This is a genomic window from Fodinibius sp. SL11 (assembly GCF_052060035.1).
Lineage (GTDB): Bacteria > Bacteroidota > Rhodothermia > Balneolales > Balneolaceae > Fodinibius.
Genome location: NZ_JBPOEA010000005.1, coordinates 152,921 through 169,916 on the forward strand (window position 1 = coordinate 152,921; position 16,996 = coordinate 169,916).

The window sequence follows — 16,996 nt, forward strand, 5'->3', positions numbered from 1 at the left end:
AATGAAAATAAACGAAAACTGGCATAAGAAGCACCCAATGCCCAAAAATCCTACTATTGACCAACGTATCGAGTGGCATATTGAACATGCCAAACAATGCAAGTGCCGTGAGATTCCTGAAAAATTAAAAGCTGAGATGGTTAAGCGTAAAATTAAATTTGATACATAAAATGAAAGTAGAATGGGTCGCATATTTATTGACCTTAGTACTCCTATCAAGTTGTGGAGCGTGTACAGAACCCATACCTAAGCCAAACTCTGTTGCAGATTTACTATCCCTCGAGATTGGTGGAATGCAGCAATGGCTTTTAATCAGGGGCGAAAATAATGATCACCCTGTTTTACTTTGGCTTCATGGCGGTCCGGGATCGGCACAAATGCCGGTCCATCATACTTATACCAAGGAACTAGAAAAGGAATTTATTGTAGTGCACTGGGACCAACGTGGTGCAGGCAAGTCCAACAACAGTGAATTCAGGGAAGAAACGATGACGCTACATCGATTCATCCAAGATACTCATGAGCTGACCACATATCTGAAAAAGAGGTTTGATCAAGAACAAATTTATCTATTGGGACACTCCTGGGGGACGCTTCTCGGCATCCACGTTGTGAAAGAATATCCTGATGATTACGAGGCTTTCATATCAGTATCGCAGGTCGTGGATCCTGCAAGAGCCGATAGTATTTCATGGAGCTGGCTACAGGAAAAGGTTCAGGAAAGTGGTTCCCCGGATGAAATAAAAGCATTGGACGGGCTTGGAGGACCACCTTTTGATGATCACGAGCGTTTTGTCCGTTTCATTAAAATAGTAGATACCTATGGAGGGGGCATGGACGCCGGCTTTACCCAACTGTTGTGGAAATCGCTTGGGGCCAGCGAATATACCCTAACCGATTATATAAGGTGGTTCAAAGGGGCAAACAGGGGTAGCGGGCCAATGTGGAAGGAGACCAGGGGTATTGACCTGTTTGCTTCAATCGACTCACTGGGCATACCGGTATACTTTTTTACCGGGCGGAAAGATTATAATACTCCGCACCAGCTGGTGAAAGAGTATTATGACTTTTTGGAAGCTCCCCAAGGGAAATACTTGGTACGGTTTACAAATTCTGCTCATACTCCGTTCATCGCAGAACCGGAGAAGTTTAACCGAGAGGTGGTTCGCGTAAAACAAGAAACGGAGCGACCAGTACCATGAAAACTGTTATCATAGCGTTCCTTTTAACCGTATTTCAACTTTTGTCCCTTACTACTTTGAGTGCACAGGACAGTACCTTGGTTGTTTTGTCTGAATACAAAAACAAGATTCTTTTTTTACCGGCCATAGGATCAAGCCCTGAGACGGGATTCCTGTTTGGGGCAGTGGTTGTTCCCCAGTTTAAAATTGGTGCAGCTGGCCCCGAAACCCGCTCTTCAAGTGTGTTTGCCTCAGCGATCTATACTGTAAAAAATCAGATTCTTTTTAGCATAATTCCTGATATTGTATTGCCGGGAGAACATTGGACATTGAACGGCAACTATTTTGCCAATTACTTCCCGGAAAGCTACTGGGGAGTAGGCCCATCTAGTAGCGAGACGGATGAGGTGACCTCGCTCTATACTCAGGTAAATCTGGAACAGAACCTGTTGCGGCAAATAGAGCCAGGATTCTTTGTTGGTCCCAAGCTACGCTGGTCGAAACTTTATAACGTGTCGTTTGAAAATAGCGATGGAGAACAAATAGCTCCGCCAGATGTTAGTGGAACCGGAGGGAGCACAACGGCAGGAATTGGCTGGGTAACGCGTTGGGATCGCCGAAACAGTAATATGACCCCTACCCGTAATCATTATGCGCAATTCACAATAATGGGAAGCCCGGACTGGTTGGGCAGTACTGAATCCTCTACGCTTTATGAGTTGGATGCTCGAAGATACCTGGAATTGTCAGGCAATAGCCGGACCGTACTTGCAATGCAGAGTCTGGTTACGCTTCATTCTGGAAATCCTGCCTTCAATGATATGGCCACCTTGGGTGGCGACCGCATTAATCGTGGTTATTATAGTGGTAGGTATCGGGATCAAAATGCCGCCCAGATACAGGTAGAACTTCGGCAGCAAGCCATCGGCAGGTTCGGCTTCACGGTTTTTGCCGCTACCGGAGAGGTATGGAACCGCTTTGAACATTTTTCGCTAGACAACTATAAGTGGACGGCTGGCGCCGGCTTGCGTTTTAACATCAATAAAGACGACCCAACGAATGTACGCATTGATTTCGGCATAAGTAAGGAGTCCACTGGATTCTATCTGCAATTTGGAGAGGCCTTTTGACTATGAGAAGACTTTATTTAAAACTATTGATACATCTCACCTATAACCAAATTGAAATAAGATCGGAGAAAAAAATGGACCATGTTGTTTACCTAGATACAAAAGCAAATGAGCTGGAGAAATTACTAAATAGGAGTAAAACCATGATTATTCGTGGTGCAACCGGCAGAAAACATCCTTATGGAAGGGTAAATGAAGGCGATATTTTATATTTCATAAGAAACAATGCTGAAGGCGTTGTTAAAGCCAAAGGAATTGTAGAAAGCGTTTTTAACTCGGACAAAATGTCTACAGAAGAATCAGTTGCTTTAGTAAAAAAACATCAAGACAAACTTCAATTATCCAATAGGCAATTTAAAAAATGGGCTGGGAAAAGATATATAGTTTTAATTTGGCTGAAGAACATTGAAGAAGTAAAATCTTTTGCAATAGATAAAACTAATTATGGCAATATGGATGACTGGCTTCCTGTCGAAAAGATTGAAACAGTTAAGAACTAATATGCAGTCTTATTTTGATTCAAACAGCTTATCCCATGGTATTTGGTGGCTATATAACAATATAAGAATAGCATAGAATGGTAGAATCAAAGAAGGATCGCCTGCAACAACTACTGGAAAACCTAACAGCTCGAAAGCCGATCGAGCAAGCTGTCATAGCTGTGGAGAGTATAAATAGGTCATTTCAATGGATTGGGATAAAAGGAAAAACAGATGAAGAGGATGAGAAGTTAACCCAGGATACGCCATTTTTTCTTGCCAGTATCGACAAAATGTATAACGCTGTCATTGTTATGATGTTGAGTGAATGTGGTGAGTTGAATATAGATGACAAAATTTCCACCTACCTGCCGGATACACTCATCAAGGGGCTGCATAAACTGAACGGAGTTGATTATTCGGAGAGCATCACGGTAAGACATCTGCTTTCGCATACATCCGGCCTGGCAGACTGGCTGGAGGAAAGTCCAAAAAACGAGAAGAGTTTGGTTGACCAAGTAATTGAGGAAGGCGATAGAAAAATCTCATTAGAAGAGATAGCAGCGTGGGTCCGAAACCGGCTTACGCCCCATTTCCCGCCTCAGGACCTCACTGCAAAACGACCAAACGTTCGCTATTCAGATACAAACTACATGCTGCTTACAGCAATCATTGAGGAGGTTACCGGACAACCGTTGGCAGAGGTTCACAGGAAGATGTTTATCGAACCTATGGATCTCAGGCATACTTACTTTCCTGGTCATTCTGAACCAATGGATCCAACACCAGTTCCAATGATTCTTCGCAATAAGAGACAAGAGCTCCGGATCCCAAAATTATTACGCTCAATCAGAGGAATGTATAGCACTGCAAGTGATACATTAACCTTTCTGCGCCATTTGGTGCAAAACGATATATTTCAGGATCAGAGAACGTTTAGCTTGATGCAGGAAAACTGGAATCGATTTGGCTTTCCTCTCGACCGTGCAGCTTTGCGTGCCCCCAGCTGGCCCATCGAGTATGGACTAGGGCTGATGCGTTTCCGTCTTCCCAGAATCTTTTCTCCGCTACATCCCATGCCGCACCTTGTAGGGCACACAGGTTCCACTGGTTGTTGGTTGTTTTACTGCCCCCAATGGGAGATACTGCTGGCAGGCAGCGTAGACGAAGTCACGGCACCCGCAGTGCCATTCCGTATTGTCCCAAAAATACTCAATATCCTTCGCCCGTAGAATTGAATAATACCAAAAGAAGCATATTCTGAATTCAAGAATGTGCAGCGAACCAGCTATTAACCTCCAGTTATCTCCACTGTTCAGAAATAGGTTGCCTTTACAAATAGCCTATTGATTAAAAGGGGTATAGTTAAGCATAATATGGTTAGTTTCCTGATTCAGGTGCAAAGTATATCTCCGCAGTTAATATGCCTCGGATAAATAATTAAAACTTCCAAAAAGTATGGCCTGCCTCCTTATTTATTTTCAGATAATACTACCTCAGCCAAACGAGATTCCAAGGTCTGTATCACTGTGCTCGTATCTTCTACAATTCCAATATCGGTGTTGATCTGAAATGCGATTGCAACACTATGATCTTCATAAAAACGAAGACTGGAGCTATATCCTGGAATCCATCCACCATGTCCATAGACCCTGCCGTAAGGCCCATCCTGATAGATAGCAACTCCCATACCGTATTGAACTTTTGGGTGGCTCGAATCAATCGGTTTAGAGTCTAGCAGCAGATTGAGAGCCTCTCCTGATAAAGCTTTTCCCCCAAACAGATATGCTCCCCACCGGGCTAAATCACTTGAGGTGCTCACTAAGCCGCCCCCTGTCCATTCTATGCCTGGATGCCAAACCATCCTGCCTTCAGTCGTTGTAGTTTTTTGCGGAAAACCGAATGGGTTTTCAGCTGCATAACCTGAGGCGAGTCCCGGAAGATTGCGTGTATTGGAGGGGTTTGTTAATCTTAGATTTAGAGGATCCAGAAAGCGTTCTTCTATGATGTCATAGTAATCACGACCGGTTGCCTTCTCTATTACTAAACCTATCAAGATAAATCCGGTATCGGTATATGACCATCCTTCACCGGCGTTAAATAACGGAGTTTTATCTAATACAAACTGAACCAGCGAGTCCGGCGGAAACGGAAGATTTTGTCTTCTCCATCGCCGGGAGGCTTCAGAAGCAAATTCTTCCATATAAACATGATTCGGAAGTCCCGATCGATGGGTGAGCAAATGGCGCAATGTTATACTATCGTGATTCGGAAGACGGGTAAACCATGATCTGTCACCTAACCACTGAACTATTGGAACATCCAGATCCAGCACGCCTTCATCTGCTAATGAAACTGCAGTCGCTCCTACAAAAGTTTTCCCGATACTGGCAGCCAGCATGCGAGATTCAGGCTTCATGGGAGTACCGGCTTCAACATCAGCAAATCCCGTGGAAGCAACTCCTATCCTACCATCCGTCCACTTATATGCAGCAGTCGCACCCGGGAAGCCGTAGCTTTCTCGCATCGAATCGAGAGTTACTTGGAATGTATCTGTCAGGCTCATACTACCTGTGGTTATTGATACTTCTTCTGCATTTTTTTCGTATTGGCTCGCTGAATTCCAAGCTAGAAAGAAAATTCCGGCCGCTAGGATAAACAGGACATTTCGAAGTATCCCTGAAGTTTTCAGCCGAATGAAAGTTTCTTTTAGGTATTCCATATTGATCAAATATTTGTTTTAAAGTAGCACATCATGATTTCTCTATCTTTCGATGTGGTCATGGTTCAGGGGATACTGGTTGTTTATTTTTTACGCCCTTTGTTTCATCTTCCTTAGATTTTATTGGGGGTAGTATTGATGTTACGCCGCTGTCCTTTTTAAGTATTGTTTCCCTGTTAAACCAAATAACCAGAATGGCAAGAACAACAAATGGAATCGTGTCATAGGGTTGAGCATCAGGCCAGAGCGGATTATTAACTTGAAGGTGGAAAAGGGCTGGCAGCAAGATGCTACCGCGAGAAGCGTTGTAAAGGGCTGTTGCAATGATACTAAGCGCAATGGTGCCAACAAAAAAATCAGAAAAAGACCAGGCGCTTTGTGGAGTCCCGCTCAACAGAAAGGCGGGTAGATGCCAAAACCCCCAAATGATACCAATTAGGAGGGCTGCCCAAAGTGGAGACATTTTGCGTTGTAATAGGGGAAGCGCAAATCCTCTCCATCCTATTTCCTCGACCGGACCTTTTATTGCGAACAAGAAGAGGGTCACAAGATAGGCTCCGAGTGATGAAACGGGGAACATTTCGGTTAAAGGAAGGCCTTTTATGGCGGCTCCAATATAAAAGGGAGCTGGAACAACAAGAATCAGAAATAGGTACCAAACAGCAGGTGCGCGCCACATTAAAAGGCGACTGAGAAATCGCTTGGTGCCCTTAAGGCCCGTTTTATATAGAACGATAGTCAGTGCGGCAATTGCAGGTCCATACGTTGCAAGATAGAACAAGGGATGCTCTCCTGTTAATTGACCAAAGATACTAGCCATTTGATCTGGAAGGAAGAGGTATAATGCAATAATTCCCCATGCTATACCAAATGTAATGATCAGAAATGGCATAATAGAGAAAATCGTAAACGAATCTGTGGAGGGGTTCTTTGAGTGTTTCATTTTTCAGTGCCTCGAAAATACTAAAGTTATGATGGTCAATATGTTATTCAGTGTATGCCGTAATTCATCGGACTAGCTTTTTAAGCTATTCCAGTTAATGTTTTTTTACTCATCTTTTAACGGTGATTGACCTCCAATTGTAAACATCCAGCGCAGGAAGCCTGCCTGACCAGGTTCAAATTTTATAACTTCATCTCTACCATCAGTTATTTGCATTTGACGATATAAGGAAATCCCGGACTCAACATTGAGATTTAGCCATGGAGTTAGATATACAATGACAGATGGACCCAACACGGTATCAAAGTAATCTGAATAGGGTTTATTTAGAGGGACAGTCCCTATTTCCGTTATATGGTGACGATCGCCTAGTGATTGTAACTTTAAGCCAATTTCCAGGCGCTTAGCAGGTATGACCCAAGCCTCTAAGCTTGACGGCAGTAAGGCGTTGCCTCGCCACGCAGGTCCCCCGGCCCAGAGTGATGCTTGGTAATCAAATTGTAACAAAGGAATGGGAATCGGAGCACCGAAGTTTGTTGAGTAAGCAGCACCAAAGCCAAATGAGAAACGTTCATTTGCTTGTCGTATGGCAAGAAATGCACCTTCAATAGCAAAGTCTTGTCCTGCCAGTTTTTCTTCCAGCCCTGATTTTATTGCTGGTGTTGCTTGAGCAAGGAGCGACCAACGATTTTTCAGTTGACGTTGAGCTATAATATTAAGGTCAATGATATAGGCATCGGTAGGACGTGGTAATTCTTCGGTCCAATTTTCATGCCTAAATTCAATCCTTTGAAAGCCGGGTTGGATATCCAAAAACATGCGACCATTCTGCAGTATAATCGGATATGAGCCCCGAATAAATCGGGTATCAGTCCAGACCTTCAGATCGTTAAGTGACTCAGAATATATCTCATTAATCTCTAGGTTTGAAACTGACATTGATGGCCAAGTCTCGTGACCGAAACTTAAACTTGGATTTAGTTGACCAATGGTTGGATAAGGGATAATGAATAGTGCGGAAATAAACAATGCAGCAATACTGTTCAGTTTGCTAAAAAAATATTTTTTATAAGTGAGATTAGTCATGATTAGTTGAATTTAAAGAGTAATCTTAGAATTGCTTCATATTAAGTCCGCCATTCTTTTGGACTTGAGAGGTAGCTCTTATTATTCTATGGGCAAGTAGGTTTGCCTACCTGTAGGTGATTAGACTACGCTTAATAAAATCTTGAAAAATTAAGTTTACTGTACAATCGTAACTCAATGAACAAATGGAAGGGGATGGTATTCTATGAAATTAAATCCGTAATCAGGTAAATATTGAATAGACTCATGCACAAATGAGGAATAGCTTTAAGGAATTTGAGTTATACTATTATATTACTATGTGGAATGAGGATAATGTGTTTTAATAACTAGGAAGGGTAAATATCATCTAATTATAAATTTTTGAGGTATGGATTAGTCGCCTGAAGATCGATTGCATTTGCTCTTTTTAGCGGTTTAGAGGGGAAATTGAAAAAAGATTGTCCAACTTTTGGCCCCACTGATGCCTGGTAAGCTATAAATCCTAAATAACCACCGGCAAATATTGTTTTTAAAACTCATACTACAGGACAACATGCTCAAAACGAGTTAACTTTTTAACGTCAGACGCATCAAAAAGAAAAGGTTATACATTACTTGCCATCGCATCCATATCCAACTGTTGGTACCTTTCTAAAACGGTCTCTGTTAAAGAATTTGGATCTGTGCTTTCCTGGTGCATTTTTAAAAGCTGTTTGCACTGCCAACTCCGGAATATGGCAAGTGTTGGTTTTATTCATCTACAGTTTATCTACAAGCAGTATCATCGCGGCCACAACGGTGGAGATGGGGCCGACAATTCGCATATAATCGACAAAGGCCGGTCGTCTTTTTACTTCAATAGTAATGAAGTCATTCTCTTGTAGGATGAAATCGCGCATCCCGGTTGGCAATTGTTGTGTATAGCGAAACCTAAAATTAACCACCTCATCACTATTCAATTCTTGGTTTCGGCGGGATACATTGACTTCGACACGTAACTTTGACCAGTCAAGGGTGGTTTCGCCCGTGCGGAAACTGACCGGCCCGCGTGCAAATGAGATCAGTTCGATTAGCGTGCTACCGGCAGGGATCATAAATCGGCCGGGTGCATTCACATCCCCCCAGAGATTAATTAAAATCGACTCTTCACCCGGTTTAGATATTTGTACTACCCCCTCAACCAGCCGGTACTGCTGATTAGCGGGTGCCTGAACCTGTGCCTGCACCGAATCCGCAAGGGCTAATCCGATAATAAATATGACTGTGGCAAGGATCTGTTTCATTCTCTTGAAGCGATTTTATGTTTGGTAGCCGTTGTAAAATTCAATTTTTAATAGAAACCTCTCAGAAACTCTGTAATTTAGCGGGTGTTCGCCTGATGTTATGTAGGGGTAATCAGTTACTTACTATCAGGAAAGGACTACAAGGCTATGTATTTTCATTCTTCAGATTAATATAGAAACCACTTACGTACCTTGGCTTACGATCAACTAATGCGTTTATCAATTGATAATATGGATGAGGCTTTTTTACCCGAGGGGCAATCTCCATAAAGTCCCTCTTTTCCAAGAGGGACTTTATGGAGCCGGTTTCCATCTTCCAAAAATTTAGCTCTAAGGGCTAAATGAGTTCCTCCTTGAAGAAGGAGAACAGGAGGATTGACCCGGTATGAATCTGTTGAAGATTATAGAAAGTTATTAATCGTAAAAGGCGTTATACCTATTTCAATTTGGGGTACGTAGCAGACGCAGACCATTCAGCACAACAAGGAGTGTGCTGCCTTCGTGGCCAATAACACCAAGCGGGAGCGGAAGCTGAAAGAGGAAAACAGAAAGGACCAGAACGCCGATTACGGAAAGACTAAAAATAATATTCTGCCAAACTACCTTTCGAGCCCTTTTGGCAAGGTTGATGATATACGGCAATTTTGTCAAATCATCAGCCATTAATGCGACGTCGGCGGTTTCAAGGGCTACATCAGTGCCCACAGCACCCATTGCTATACCCAAGTGGCTACTGGCCAATGCAGGAGCATCATTTACGCCATCGCCCACCATGGCAACCGACTCATTTTGGGCAAGTTCTCGAATGATGTCCACCTTTTGTTCGGGAAGAAGGCCGGCATAATATTGATCGATTTTTAACGTATTTGCCACCGTTCGAGCAACGCCTTCATTATCACCGGTTAGCATCACAAATTTTTTGATGCCGATGGTACGCAGTTCGTTCAGTGCCGCAGGAGCGTTATCCCTAATTTGATCAGCCATAGCAAGAACGCCGGAAAGTTTTCCATTGAGCTCCAAATAGATAACTGTTTTACCTTCTGCTTGTAGACGTTCAATACGCTCCCGGGTTTTATCATCCAAATGATTAAGCATGCCATTAAAAAGTTTGTTATTACCCACCCTGATCAGATCTTCACCCACTTTGGCCGTCACCCCTTTGCCAATTTCGGCTTGCACATTTTCGGCTTTTGCAAAAGAAAGCCCCTTTTGGTGGGCCGCAGCTACAACAGCAGCGGCCAGGTGATGCTCCGAATGCTCTTCTGCTGAGGCCGCCATGGAAAGCACTTCATCCTCATCCAATGCTCCTCGTCCGTTGTGATTAGCCAGACTTATAATATCTGTAACCGCAGATTTTCCGGAGGTCAGGGTACCTGTTTTATCGAAGGCAAACATGCTTATGGATGCCGCCTGCTCCAAGTAGGTCCCTCCTTTAAAAAGAATTCCATTGCGAGCGGCATTTGCGATGGCCGAAAGGATGCTGGCTGGCGTACTAATAATGAGTGCACAGGGAGAGGCGACGACGAGTACCGTCATAGCACGATAAAAAACAGGGTCGAAAGGATGGTTGAATATTAGATACGGCACCAAAACAAGAGCAATGGTAAACAGGATGACACCAATCGCATATTTTGATTCGAAGGAATCCAGAAATTGTTGGGTTTCGGCCTTCTTGTTCTGCGCTTGCTCAACCATGCGTATAATTTGCGCCAGCGTCGTATCTTCTTCCAGGCTTGTTACCTCAATATTCAGTACCCCATTCTCGTTCATAGTCGCAGCAAAAACATCATGCCCCTTTTCTTTTATCACCGGTACGCTCTCACCGGTGATGGTGGCCTGGTTGACAGAACTTTTCCCAGACTGTACCACACCATCAATCGGAATGCGTTCACCGGGCTTCACAACAATCAAATCGCCTAACGAGAGATCCTCTACCGGCTGATATTCTTCTCTTCCATCCGGAAGCCGAACAAGCGCTTCGTCAGGCCGTAATTTCATAAGGGATCGTATCGCTCTGCGGCTCCGTCCCATCGCATAATCCTGAAGCGTATTGCTCAGTGAAAAAAGAAACAGTAATATGGCACCTTCCAGCCAGTTGTCAATAATGGCTGCACCCACAGCCGCTAAAATCATCAGCACATCAACATTAAAACGAAATTTTGCCAGTACTTTTATACTTTGAACGACCCCTGCATAGCCGCCGCTGAGGTACGCAATTATATAAAGTATGCGCTCGGTATCTTCGGTAATCAAATCAAAGAGGGAGCCGAAAAAACCAACCCCCAAACTGATCATACAGATAATGGTTAAAATAGCCTGTAATTCGGCCTTGCTGAGAGATCTGGAACTGGCTGAATCTTCTTGAATCATCTCGGTCTTTTTCAAAAACGTTTTAAATTAAGACACTTTATTTGCCATCAGTGAATAACCTATTTTTTACTCTCTTTACTGTTTTAATTGATAGGGTATCTTGATTGGATGACTCAATAATATAATGCAAGCTGTATTCAAGTGCCTAATTTAACATAGTTATGTTTCAAGGTTTGTTGTGAAGATCATCTCCAAGGTTCATCGTTTAGCAACGATCCAATGATATTGAAACCCCTGTTTTTATTCTGGGTCTCTTTCGATCTATCGTTTATTGAGGGCAAAAAGGGGTTGTGGCTGAGAGTCGTGTTGATTAACTGGATGGGAACGATAGTTTTCATAGTCAGATATCATGCCAATTCTTTGTAGCTTATTTACCGAATAGCATAGATAGCCGTATCATGTTTAATACAATGGCCTTTTGATAAACATATATAGAATTGCTTGTACTTAGTTTTTATCTCTAAATTTTTTTATCAGTGACCTTTGCTCGGTTATATGAGTCTTTAGGAAGAACCAATATGAGCCCAATTACAGCGGTACGTGCAACAACGGGCAGTATTAAAAATATTGCTTTTTTAAGCTGTGGTAATGAGTTACGTAATATTTTGGTGAGTAAGGAATGATAGCATTTAAATAAGCTGCCTTCCTTGAATAATTCGGAGCAAGATGGCCAAAACAGCTATGATTAGCAGGATATGTATTAGCCCTCCGGCGCTGTAGCCGATAAACCCAACGGCCCAGCCAATAATCAAAATGACGGCTATCAAATAAAGTAGATTTCCCATGATAAGTTTTTTTAGGGTTATTGTTTTAGCTTTTATGATCGCTAAAGTTTTTTAAATGAACATTTAATCCCAGCTGATTGTCATTCAATGGCCCCGCTAAGGCGGTTAAAAGAAATTCGTTAATTAACAAGGAAGGGGCATAATATACTCTTCCTGATTAGTTGGAATTACTTGTTCTAAAAAAAGATCGCCAATATGTGACCGACATGCGTTATAAGAATCCTCAAAAGGCTTATATATATCACAGATTTCGATGAGACAATGACACTTATAAACTACCTCGACAAATAGTGGGATTTACAAAAATCTATCTTGAAAAATAGTTACGACTGATATTATTGCATTTCTTTTGAATCCTTCATTGATAAAGAGATTTATCTGATAAGATCGGGTTCAGGTTCAAATTTGATTATGAGCAATAGTATACCATTAAATAGTTGTTTATATTGGAAATAGGAGAGTTTTTTTGAGGTAAATTACTATGCATTAGTTAGAGCAATTCTTCATATACATAGTTTTTGCCCTTTTTCTTGCTCAGGATTAAGGATGGCCTATTATGAAACTATATATCAAATATATGGTGAGCCTGCGTTGTAAGATGCTGGTTAAGGAAGAGTTAAAAAAGATTGGTATAGACTGTGTATCTGTTAGTCTTGGGATGGTTGAAATCAAGGATGATATTACCGAAGAGCAGTTAAAAATATTTTCGCGAAACCTGAAAAAATCAGGATTGGAACTGCTTGATGATAAAAGGAATATCCTGGTCGAAAAAATAAAAAGTGTGATCATAGAAATGATCCATTACGAGGATGAAGTGCCAAAAGTAAATGATTCCGATTATATCAGTGAAAAACTGGGATACGATTACACCTATCTGTCGAACACCTTCTCAGAAGTAAAAGGAATCACTATTCAGCAGTATATAATCATGCATAAAATTGAGCGAGTGAAAGAGTTGTTATTGTATGATGAGTTGACGCTGACTGAAATTGCCTATAAACTGCACTATAGCAGCATCGCCCATTTGTCTAACCAATTTAAAAAGGTAACCGGTCTTACTCCCACCTACTTCAAAGAATTGAAAGGGAAAAGAGAAAAAAATCTTGAAGATCTGTAGTATTTTCTACTTTACAAGGATGATTTAAGCATAGTTCAATGAAGCTTAAATGTCTGTGATTTATGTAAGCTTTTCTTCGCAAGTGTGTAAGGTAATCTATTCGATATTTTCAGATCTTTACTACCTAAGACCGATGGGAAATACGAGAACCTGAAGATCAGCAATAGTAGTTTGGGTTTATTTATTACTCCCGCCCCGGATAATTCTTCAAAGTAATGGTAAGCAGATGAAAGAACCATTAGAGCTCGAAAAATCAAAAGCAATGATCATTGTCGAAATAATCGAGTATGTCCCTGATTCGGTGGTTATTAAAACAATCATAAAAAAGTCGACAGGGAATATTAATGCCGTCTCTTTTGATAGCGGTGAGAAATTGGAAGAGAAAACAATCCCTTTTGATACCTTTATTCAAATCATTGACGGGCGGGCAGAAATTATTATCAATGGCAGTTCCAACCTTCTGGAAACTGGCCAAGCGATTATTATACCGGCCCATGCCCGCAATTCATTCAAAGCCAATGATCGCTTCAAGATGATATCCACGGTTATTAAAAGTGGATATGAGGAAGTGAGTTGATGGCTTCGGAGTTACCATGCCGAACTGTCCAAGTCCTTTCTGGTATTTGGGATCAGTTTATCACTAACTAATTACCCACACCTATTTTATTATATCCTGTTTGTAGAAAAGGCATCTGAAGTGGATTAGTCCTTTCACCCCAATCATTTAGAGTCCTATTTGGTACCGGTAGAGGAAGTACTATCCCATAATGGGATACTTAGTATTCATTTTTGGAAGAGCTAACGTATTTTATGAAGTGAACAGGAGATAAAAGCTTGTATAAAATCTCTTAAAGGGTCTTATTTTAGGACGGAGATATTTTGGCACGATATCTGCAAACTTAAAAAAGTGATGAGTAAAACTGAATCAGAACGTAAAGAAGAAGCGGTTAATCGGTTCCTGGGACTTATCAGGAAGTCGAGACGCGGCAAATTCAAGCTGTACATCGGCATGGCCGCCGGTGTGGGGAAAACGTATCGCATGTTGGAAGAGGCCCATCAACTCTTAGAAAAGGATATAGATGTCAAAATAGGTATCATTGAGACCCATGGGCGCAAAGAAACGGCGGAACTGACCGAGGGAATTCCGCGAATTCCCATGAAGGAAGTGTTTTATAAAGGGAAAGAGCTTAAAGAAATGGATGTGGAGGTCATCAAGCAAAACAAACCAGAGGTGGTTCTGGTCGATGAACTGGCGCATACCAACATCCCGGGTTCGAAAAACGAAAAGCGCTGGCAGGATGTGGTGGAGCTTTTGAATGCCGGTATCAATGTAATTAGCACGGTGAATATCCAGCACCTGGAATCGTTAAATAACGATGTGGAGCAAATTACCGACGTAAATGTCAAGGAAAGAGTACCGGATACCGTGCTGCAGATGGCCGATGAGCTTGTCAATGTAGATCTGACGGTCGGTGAACTTTTACAACGGCTTGAAGATGGCAAGATTTATGATCCGTCTAAAATTAGTACGGCACTGGAAAACTTTTTTAAAAAAGAGAATCTGCTGCAACTGAGGGAGCTGGCCCTGCGAGAGGCGGCCGGACAGTTGGGAAGAAAAATTGATGCTGAGGTTTATAAAAAAGATGCTATTACTGGCAACCGAATCATGGTCTGTATCAGTACAAATCCAGAAGGCGGTAAACACCTTATACGTCGCGCGGCGCGTATGGCCTCGTCGATGCGATCAGAGTGGACGGTAATGTACGTACAGTCGAAGGAAGAAAGCAGTGATCGCGTTGATCTGGCGGACCAGCGGCATCTTATCAATAATTTTAAGCTGGCCACAGAGCTGGGTGCTGAGGTGGAAAAAATAGAGGCTGAAAATGTTGCTGAAAGTATCGTTGAATATGCGAAGGAACATGATGTTCGGTGGATCATGATGGGTGCTCCTAAACGGACGATATGGAATAAGTTGGGTTTTCGAACGCTTACTGAAAAGGTGCTTCACTTGGTTGAAAATTTAAACATTGATTTAATTGTGGTATCACATAATGAAAACAACGACCATTAAAACAAAACTGTATGCCGGGCTTGGATTCTTGGCTATCCTGGTTGTATTGCTATGGGGAAGCGGTCTGGTATTTATCAATTCGCTGGCGGATAACTCCAGTGCTATTATCCGCAATAACAATCGCACTATTGCTTATATGCAAACCATGGAACAGGATTTAGAGCAACTCCATCAGGTGCAGGTGGCGATGTTGAGTGATACCGCGCAAGGAACGGCTGCTTCAAGATTTAATATCGATTCGCTAAAGAAAAGCTTGATACACGAAATGGGTAAACAGCAGCAGAATATTACCGAGGCAGGAGAGGCGGAAGTTAGCAATGACCTGCAGGAAGCCCTGCTATTATACTTTGATCAGTTTGAAAAGCTCCGGCGCCGTCCCAGTATTGATATGTCATTCTACCGGTCGATATCAACACAATACGGAAAAATACAAGATCTTATCTCTCAAATTACGTTTAAGAACTTGGAAGCTATAAGCAGGAAAAATGATAATGCTCAAAAAACTGCTTCTAATGTGATTTTGTACATGACCATTATTGGAGCTTTTAGTACGCTGCTGGCTTTGGGGCTGCTTGTAAAGTATCCGAATTACATCGTTACGCCTATACAGGAACTCATTGATCGAATCAAGAAAATTGCGAATCAAAATTATGACCAGCGTCTGGAATTTAACACCGGCGATGAATACGAAGAGTTGGCCCAGGCATTTAATACGATGGCCACTCGCTTGCAGGAATATGAATCCAGCAATCTTGCCAAATTGAAAAATGAGAAGCAGCGCATTGAGGCCATTATCAACCAGATGAATGAGGCGATCGTCGGGCTGGACAGTGAAAAGAATATCCTCTTTGTTAATTCAAAGGCTGAGGAACTTCTTGGGTTGGATCGGGACAAACTGGTAGGGCAGTATGCGCCTGATGTAGCATCTACCAATGATTTGATGCGTAAACTGATTAAAGACTTGATGAATAAGGAGAAAACGAATCAAGATGATGAAGGCGATCTAATTAAAATCGCCTCCGAAGATCGTCACATCTACTATTCCAAAGATACCCTGCCCGTACTTTTAGACGATGAGGCGCAAGAGAATGGTAAACAGATCGGGACCATCGTTACGCTCAAAAACGTAACCCATTTCCAGGAAATCAATGAGGCCAAAACCAATTTTGTGGCTGTGGTTTCCCACGAGCTTAAAACACCTATCGCCTCCATCAACATGAGCCTTCGTTTACTGGAAGATGAGCGGGTCGGCCCCCTGAACGAGGAACAGACTGAGCTAATCGACAGTATTCGAAATGATACGGATCGGATGAAAAGAACGACGGCCGAACTTCTTGATCTTTCCAAAATTGAAACGGGAAATATTCAACTAAACAGCACGCAAGCCCGCCCGGAAAACCTGCTTGAGTACGCTTATGAAACCATGGTTATGCAGGCCAGCCAAAAAGATATTGATATCGAAATTAAATGTGATGAGGATTTGGCGACCGTCAAGGCCGACCTGCAGAAATCGGTATGGGTACTGGTGAATTTGATCTCGAATGCGGTCCGATATACACCTCCCAATGGAAATATTGTGTTAAAAGCCGAAGACGAACCGAGAGCGGTCCGGTTTTCGGTTATTGATAATGGAAAAGGGATTCCCGGGGAATATCTTGATAAAATATTCCAAAAGTACTTTCAGGTGTATGGCGATAAGAATGATAATGGCGGAAGTGGGTTAGGACTGGCTATTGCCAAGGAATTTATCAACGCACAGGGAGGAGAAATTGGCGTTGAAAGTGAGCTTGGGAAAGGCAGCACCTTTTATTTCACCCTTCCCAAAATTAGTAATTAAGACAAATTAA

Annotated in this window: 15 protein-coding genes; 9 read left to right on the forward strand and 6 right to left on the reverse strand. The window is 42.2% G+C overall.

The window, feature by feature from the left end; all coding sequences use genetic code 11:
- Position 1: 1 nt before the first annotated feature.
- The 5 genes from ACQ76V_RS08885 (at position 2) to ACQ76V_RS08905 (ending at position 4,022) form a co-directional block, all read left to right on the forward strand.
- Positions 2 to 169, forward strand: coding sequence for a hypothetical protein (locus tag ACQ76V_RS08885; protein ID WP_441000132.1), 168 nt, complete (start codon positions 2 to 4; stop codon positions 167 to 169).
- 1 nt (position 170) lies between these two features.
- Positions 171 to 1,202 (forward strand): alpha/beta fold hydrolase, encoded by a 1,032-nt coding sequence (locus ACQ76V_RS08890; protein WP_441000133.1) that lies wholly within the window; start codon positions 171 to 173, stop codon positions 1,200 to 1,202.
- Entirely contained in the window at positions 1,199 to 2,311 is a 1,113-nt protein-coding gene (locus tag ACQ76V_RS08895; protein WP_441000134.1) for a BamA/TamA family outer membrane protein, read from the forward strand. The genes ACQ76V_RS08890 and ACQ76V_RS08895 overlap by 4 nt, the downstream gene beginning before the upstream one ends.
- 74 nt (positions 2,312 to 2,385) lie before the next feature.
- Positions 2,386 to 2,811: a hypothetical protein gene (locus ACQ76V_RS08900; protein WP_441000135.1), complete on the forward strand. Its 426-nt coding sequence runs from the start codon at positions 2,386 to 2,388 to the stop codon at positions 2,809 to 2,811.
- A gap of 77 nt (positions 2,812 to 2,888) precedes the next feature.
- The gene (locus tag ACQ76V_RS08905; protein ID WP_441000136.1) at positions 2,889 to 4,022 is read left to right on the forward strand and encodes a serine hydrolase domain-containing protein; all 1,134 of its coding nucleotides are present in this window, start codon (positions 2,889 to 2,891) and stop codon (positions 4,020 to 4,022) included.
- Between the two features lie 239 nt (positions 4,023 to 4,261).
- Here the strand turns inward: ACQ76V_RS08905 and ACQ76V_RS08910 are convergent, their stop codons facing one another.
- From ACQ76V_RS08910 to ACQ76V_RS08935, 6 genes are all read right to left on the reverse strand, one after another.
- Positions 4,262 to 5,512 (reverse strand): serine hydrolase domain-containing protein, encoded by a 1,251-nt coding sequence (locus tag ACQ76V_RS08910; protein WP_441000137.1) that lies wholly within the window; start codon positions 5,510 to 5,512, stop codon positions 4,262 to 4,264.
- Between the two features lie 58 nt (positions 5,513 to 5,570).
- On the reverse strand, positions 5,571 to 6,455 hold the full coding sequence (locus tag ACQ76V_RS08915; RefSeq protein ID WP_441000138.1) for a CPBP family intramembrane glutamic endopeptidase: 885 nt from the start codon (positions 6,453 to 6,455) through the stop codon (positions 5,571 to 5,573).
- A gap of 105 nt (positions 6,456 to 6,560) precedes the next feature.
- Positions 6,561 to 7,541: a DUF6268 family outer membrane beta-barrel protein gene (locus tag ACQ76V_RS08920; RefSeq protein WP_441000139.1), complete on the reverse strand. Its 981-nt coding sequence runs from the start codon at positions 7,539 to 7,541 to the stop codon at positions 6,561 to 6,563.
- A 740-nt stretch (positions 7,542 to 8,281) separates the two neighbouring features.
- Positions 8,282 to 8,806 (reverse strand): hypothetical protein, encoded by a 525-nt coding sequence (locus tag ACQ76V_RS08925; protein WP_441000140.1) that lies wholly within the window; start codon positions 8,804 to 8,806, stop codon positions 8,282 to 8,284.
- A gap of 441 nt (positions 8,807 to 9,247) precedes the next feature.
- A complete protein-coding gene (locus tag ACQ76V_RS08930) occupies positions 9,248 to 11,176 on the reverse strand; it encodes a heavy metal translocating P-type ATPase (protein ID WP_441000141.1) in 1,929 nt (642 codons plus the stop codon).
- Between the two features lie 629 nt (positions 11,177 to 11,805).
- Entirely contained in the window at positions 11,806 to 11,961 is a 156-nt protein-coding gene (locus tag ACQ76V_RS08935) for a lmo0937 family membrane protein (protein WP_441000142.1), read from the reverse strand.
- Positions 11,962 to 12,517: 556 nt separating this feature from the next.
- On the opposite strand from ACQ76V_RS08935, the gene ACQ76V_RS08940 reads away from it, so the two are divergent.
- From ACQ76V_RS08940 to ACQ76V_RS08955, 4 genes are all read left to right on the forward strand, one after another.
- Positions 12,518 to 13,078, forward strand: a complete 561-nt coding sequence (locus ACQ76V_RS08940) for a helix-turn-helix domain-containing protein (RefSeq protein WP_441000143.1) — start codon at positions 12,518 to 12,520, stop codon at positions 13,076 to 13,078.
- Between the two features lie 226 nt (positions 13,079 to 13,304).
- Complete coding sequence (locus ACQ76V_RS08945; RefSeq protein ID WP_441000144.1) at positions 13,305 to 13,655, forward strand: cupin domain-containing protein; 351 nt, start codon at positions 13,305 to 13,307, stop codon at positions 13,653 to 13,655.
- A 333-nt stretch (positions 13,656 to 13,988) separates the two neighbouring features.
- Positions 13,989 to 15,149 carry a sensor protein KdpD gene (locus ACQ76V_RS08950; RefSeq protein WP_441000145.1) on the forward strand — a complete coding sequence of 387 codons (1,161 nt, stop codon included), beginning with the start codon at positions 13,989 to 13,991 and terminating at the stop codon, positions 15,147 to 15,149.
- Positions 15,130 to 16,986, forward strand: coding sequence for an ATP-binding protein (locus ACQ76V_RS08955; RefSeq protein WP_441000146.1), 1,857 nt, complete (start codon positions 15,130 to 15,132; stop codon positions 16,984 to 16,986). The genes ACQ76V_RS08950 and ACQ76V_RS08955 overlap by 20 nt, the downstream gene beginning before the upstream one ends.
- The last annotated feature ends 10 nt before the right edge of the window (positions 16,987 to 16,996 follow it).

Bases quoted from the DNA above. Each gene is read 5' to 3' on its own strand.
- ACQ76V_RS08940 (WP_441000143.1), top strand. From the start codon at position 12,518: ATGAAACTATATATCAAATATATGGTGAGCCTGCGTTGTAAGATGCTG.
- ACQ76V_RS08955 (WP_441000146.1), top strand. From the start codon at position 15,130: ATGAAAACAACGACCATTAAAACAAAACTGTATGCCGGGCTTGGATTC.
- ACQ76V_RS08925 (WP_441000140.1), bottom strand. From the start codon at position 8,806: ATGAAACAGATCCTTGCCACAGTCATATTTATTATCGGATTAGCCCTT.
- ACQ76V_RS08930 (WP_441000141.1), bottom strand. From the start codon at position 11,176: ATGATTCAAGAAGATTCAGCCAGTTCCAGATCTCTCAGCAAGGCCGAA.
- ACQ76V_RS08950 (WP_441000145.1), top strand. From the start codon at position 13,989: ATGAGTAAAACTGAATCAGAACGTAAAGAAGAAGCGGTTAATCGGTTC.
- ACQ76V_RS08895 (WP_441000134.1), top strand. From the start codon at position 1,199: ATGAAAACTGTTATCATAGCGTTCCTTTTAACCGTATTTCAACTTTTG.
- ACQ76V_RS08905 (WP_441000136.1), top strand. From the start codon at position 2,889: ATGGTAGAATCAAAGAAGGATCGCCTGCAACAACTACTGGAAAACCTA.
- ACQ76V_RS08945 (WP_441000144.1), top strand. From the start codon at position 13,305: ATGAAAGAACCATTAGAGCTCGAAAAATCAAAAGCAATGATCATTGTC.
- ACQ76V_RS08935 (WP_441000142.1), bottom strand. From the start codon at position 11,961: ATGGGAAATCTACTTTATTTGATAGCCGTCATTTTGATTATTGGCTGG.
- ACQ76V_RS08920 (WP_441000139.1), bottom strand. From the start codon at position 7,541: ATGACTAATCTCACTTATAAAAAATATTTTTTTAGCAAACTGAACAGT.
- ACQ76V_RS08900 (WP_441000135.1), top strand. From the start codon at position 2,386: ATGGACCATGTTGTTTACCTAGATACAAAAGCAAATGAGCTGGAGAAA.
- ACQ76V_RS08915 (WP_441000138.1), bottom strand. From the start codon at position 6,455: ATGAAACACTCAAAGAACCCCTCCACAGATTCGTTTACGATTTTCTCT.
- ACQ76V_RS08885 (WP_441000132.1), top strand. From the start codon at position 2: ATGAAAATAAACGAAAACTGGCATAAGAAGCACCCAATGCCCAAAAAT.
- ACQ76V_RS08890 (WP_441000133.1), top strand. From the start codon at position 171: ATGAAAGTAGAATGGGTCGCATATTTATTGACCTTAGTACTCCTATCA.
- ACQ76V_RS08910 (WP_441000137.1), bottom strand. From the start codon at position 5,512: ATGGAATACCTAAAAGAAACTTTCATTCGGCTGAAAACTTCAGGGATA.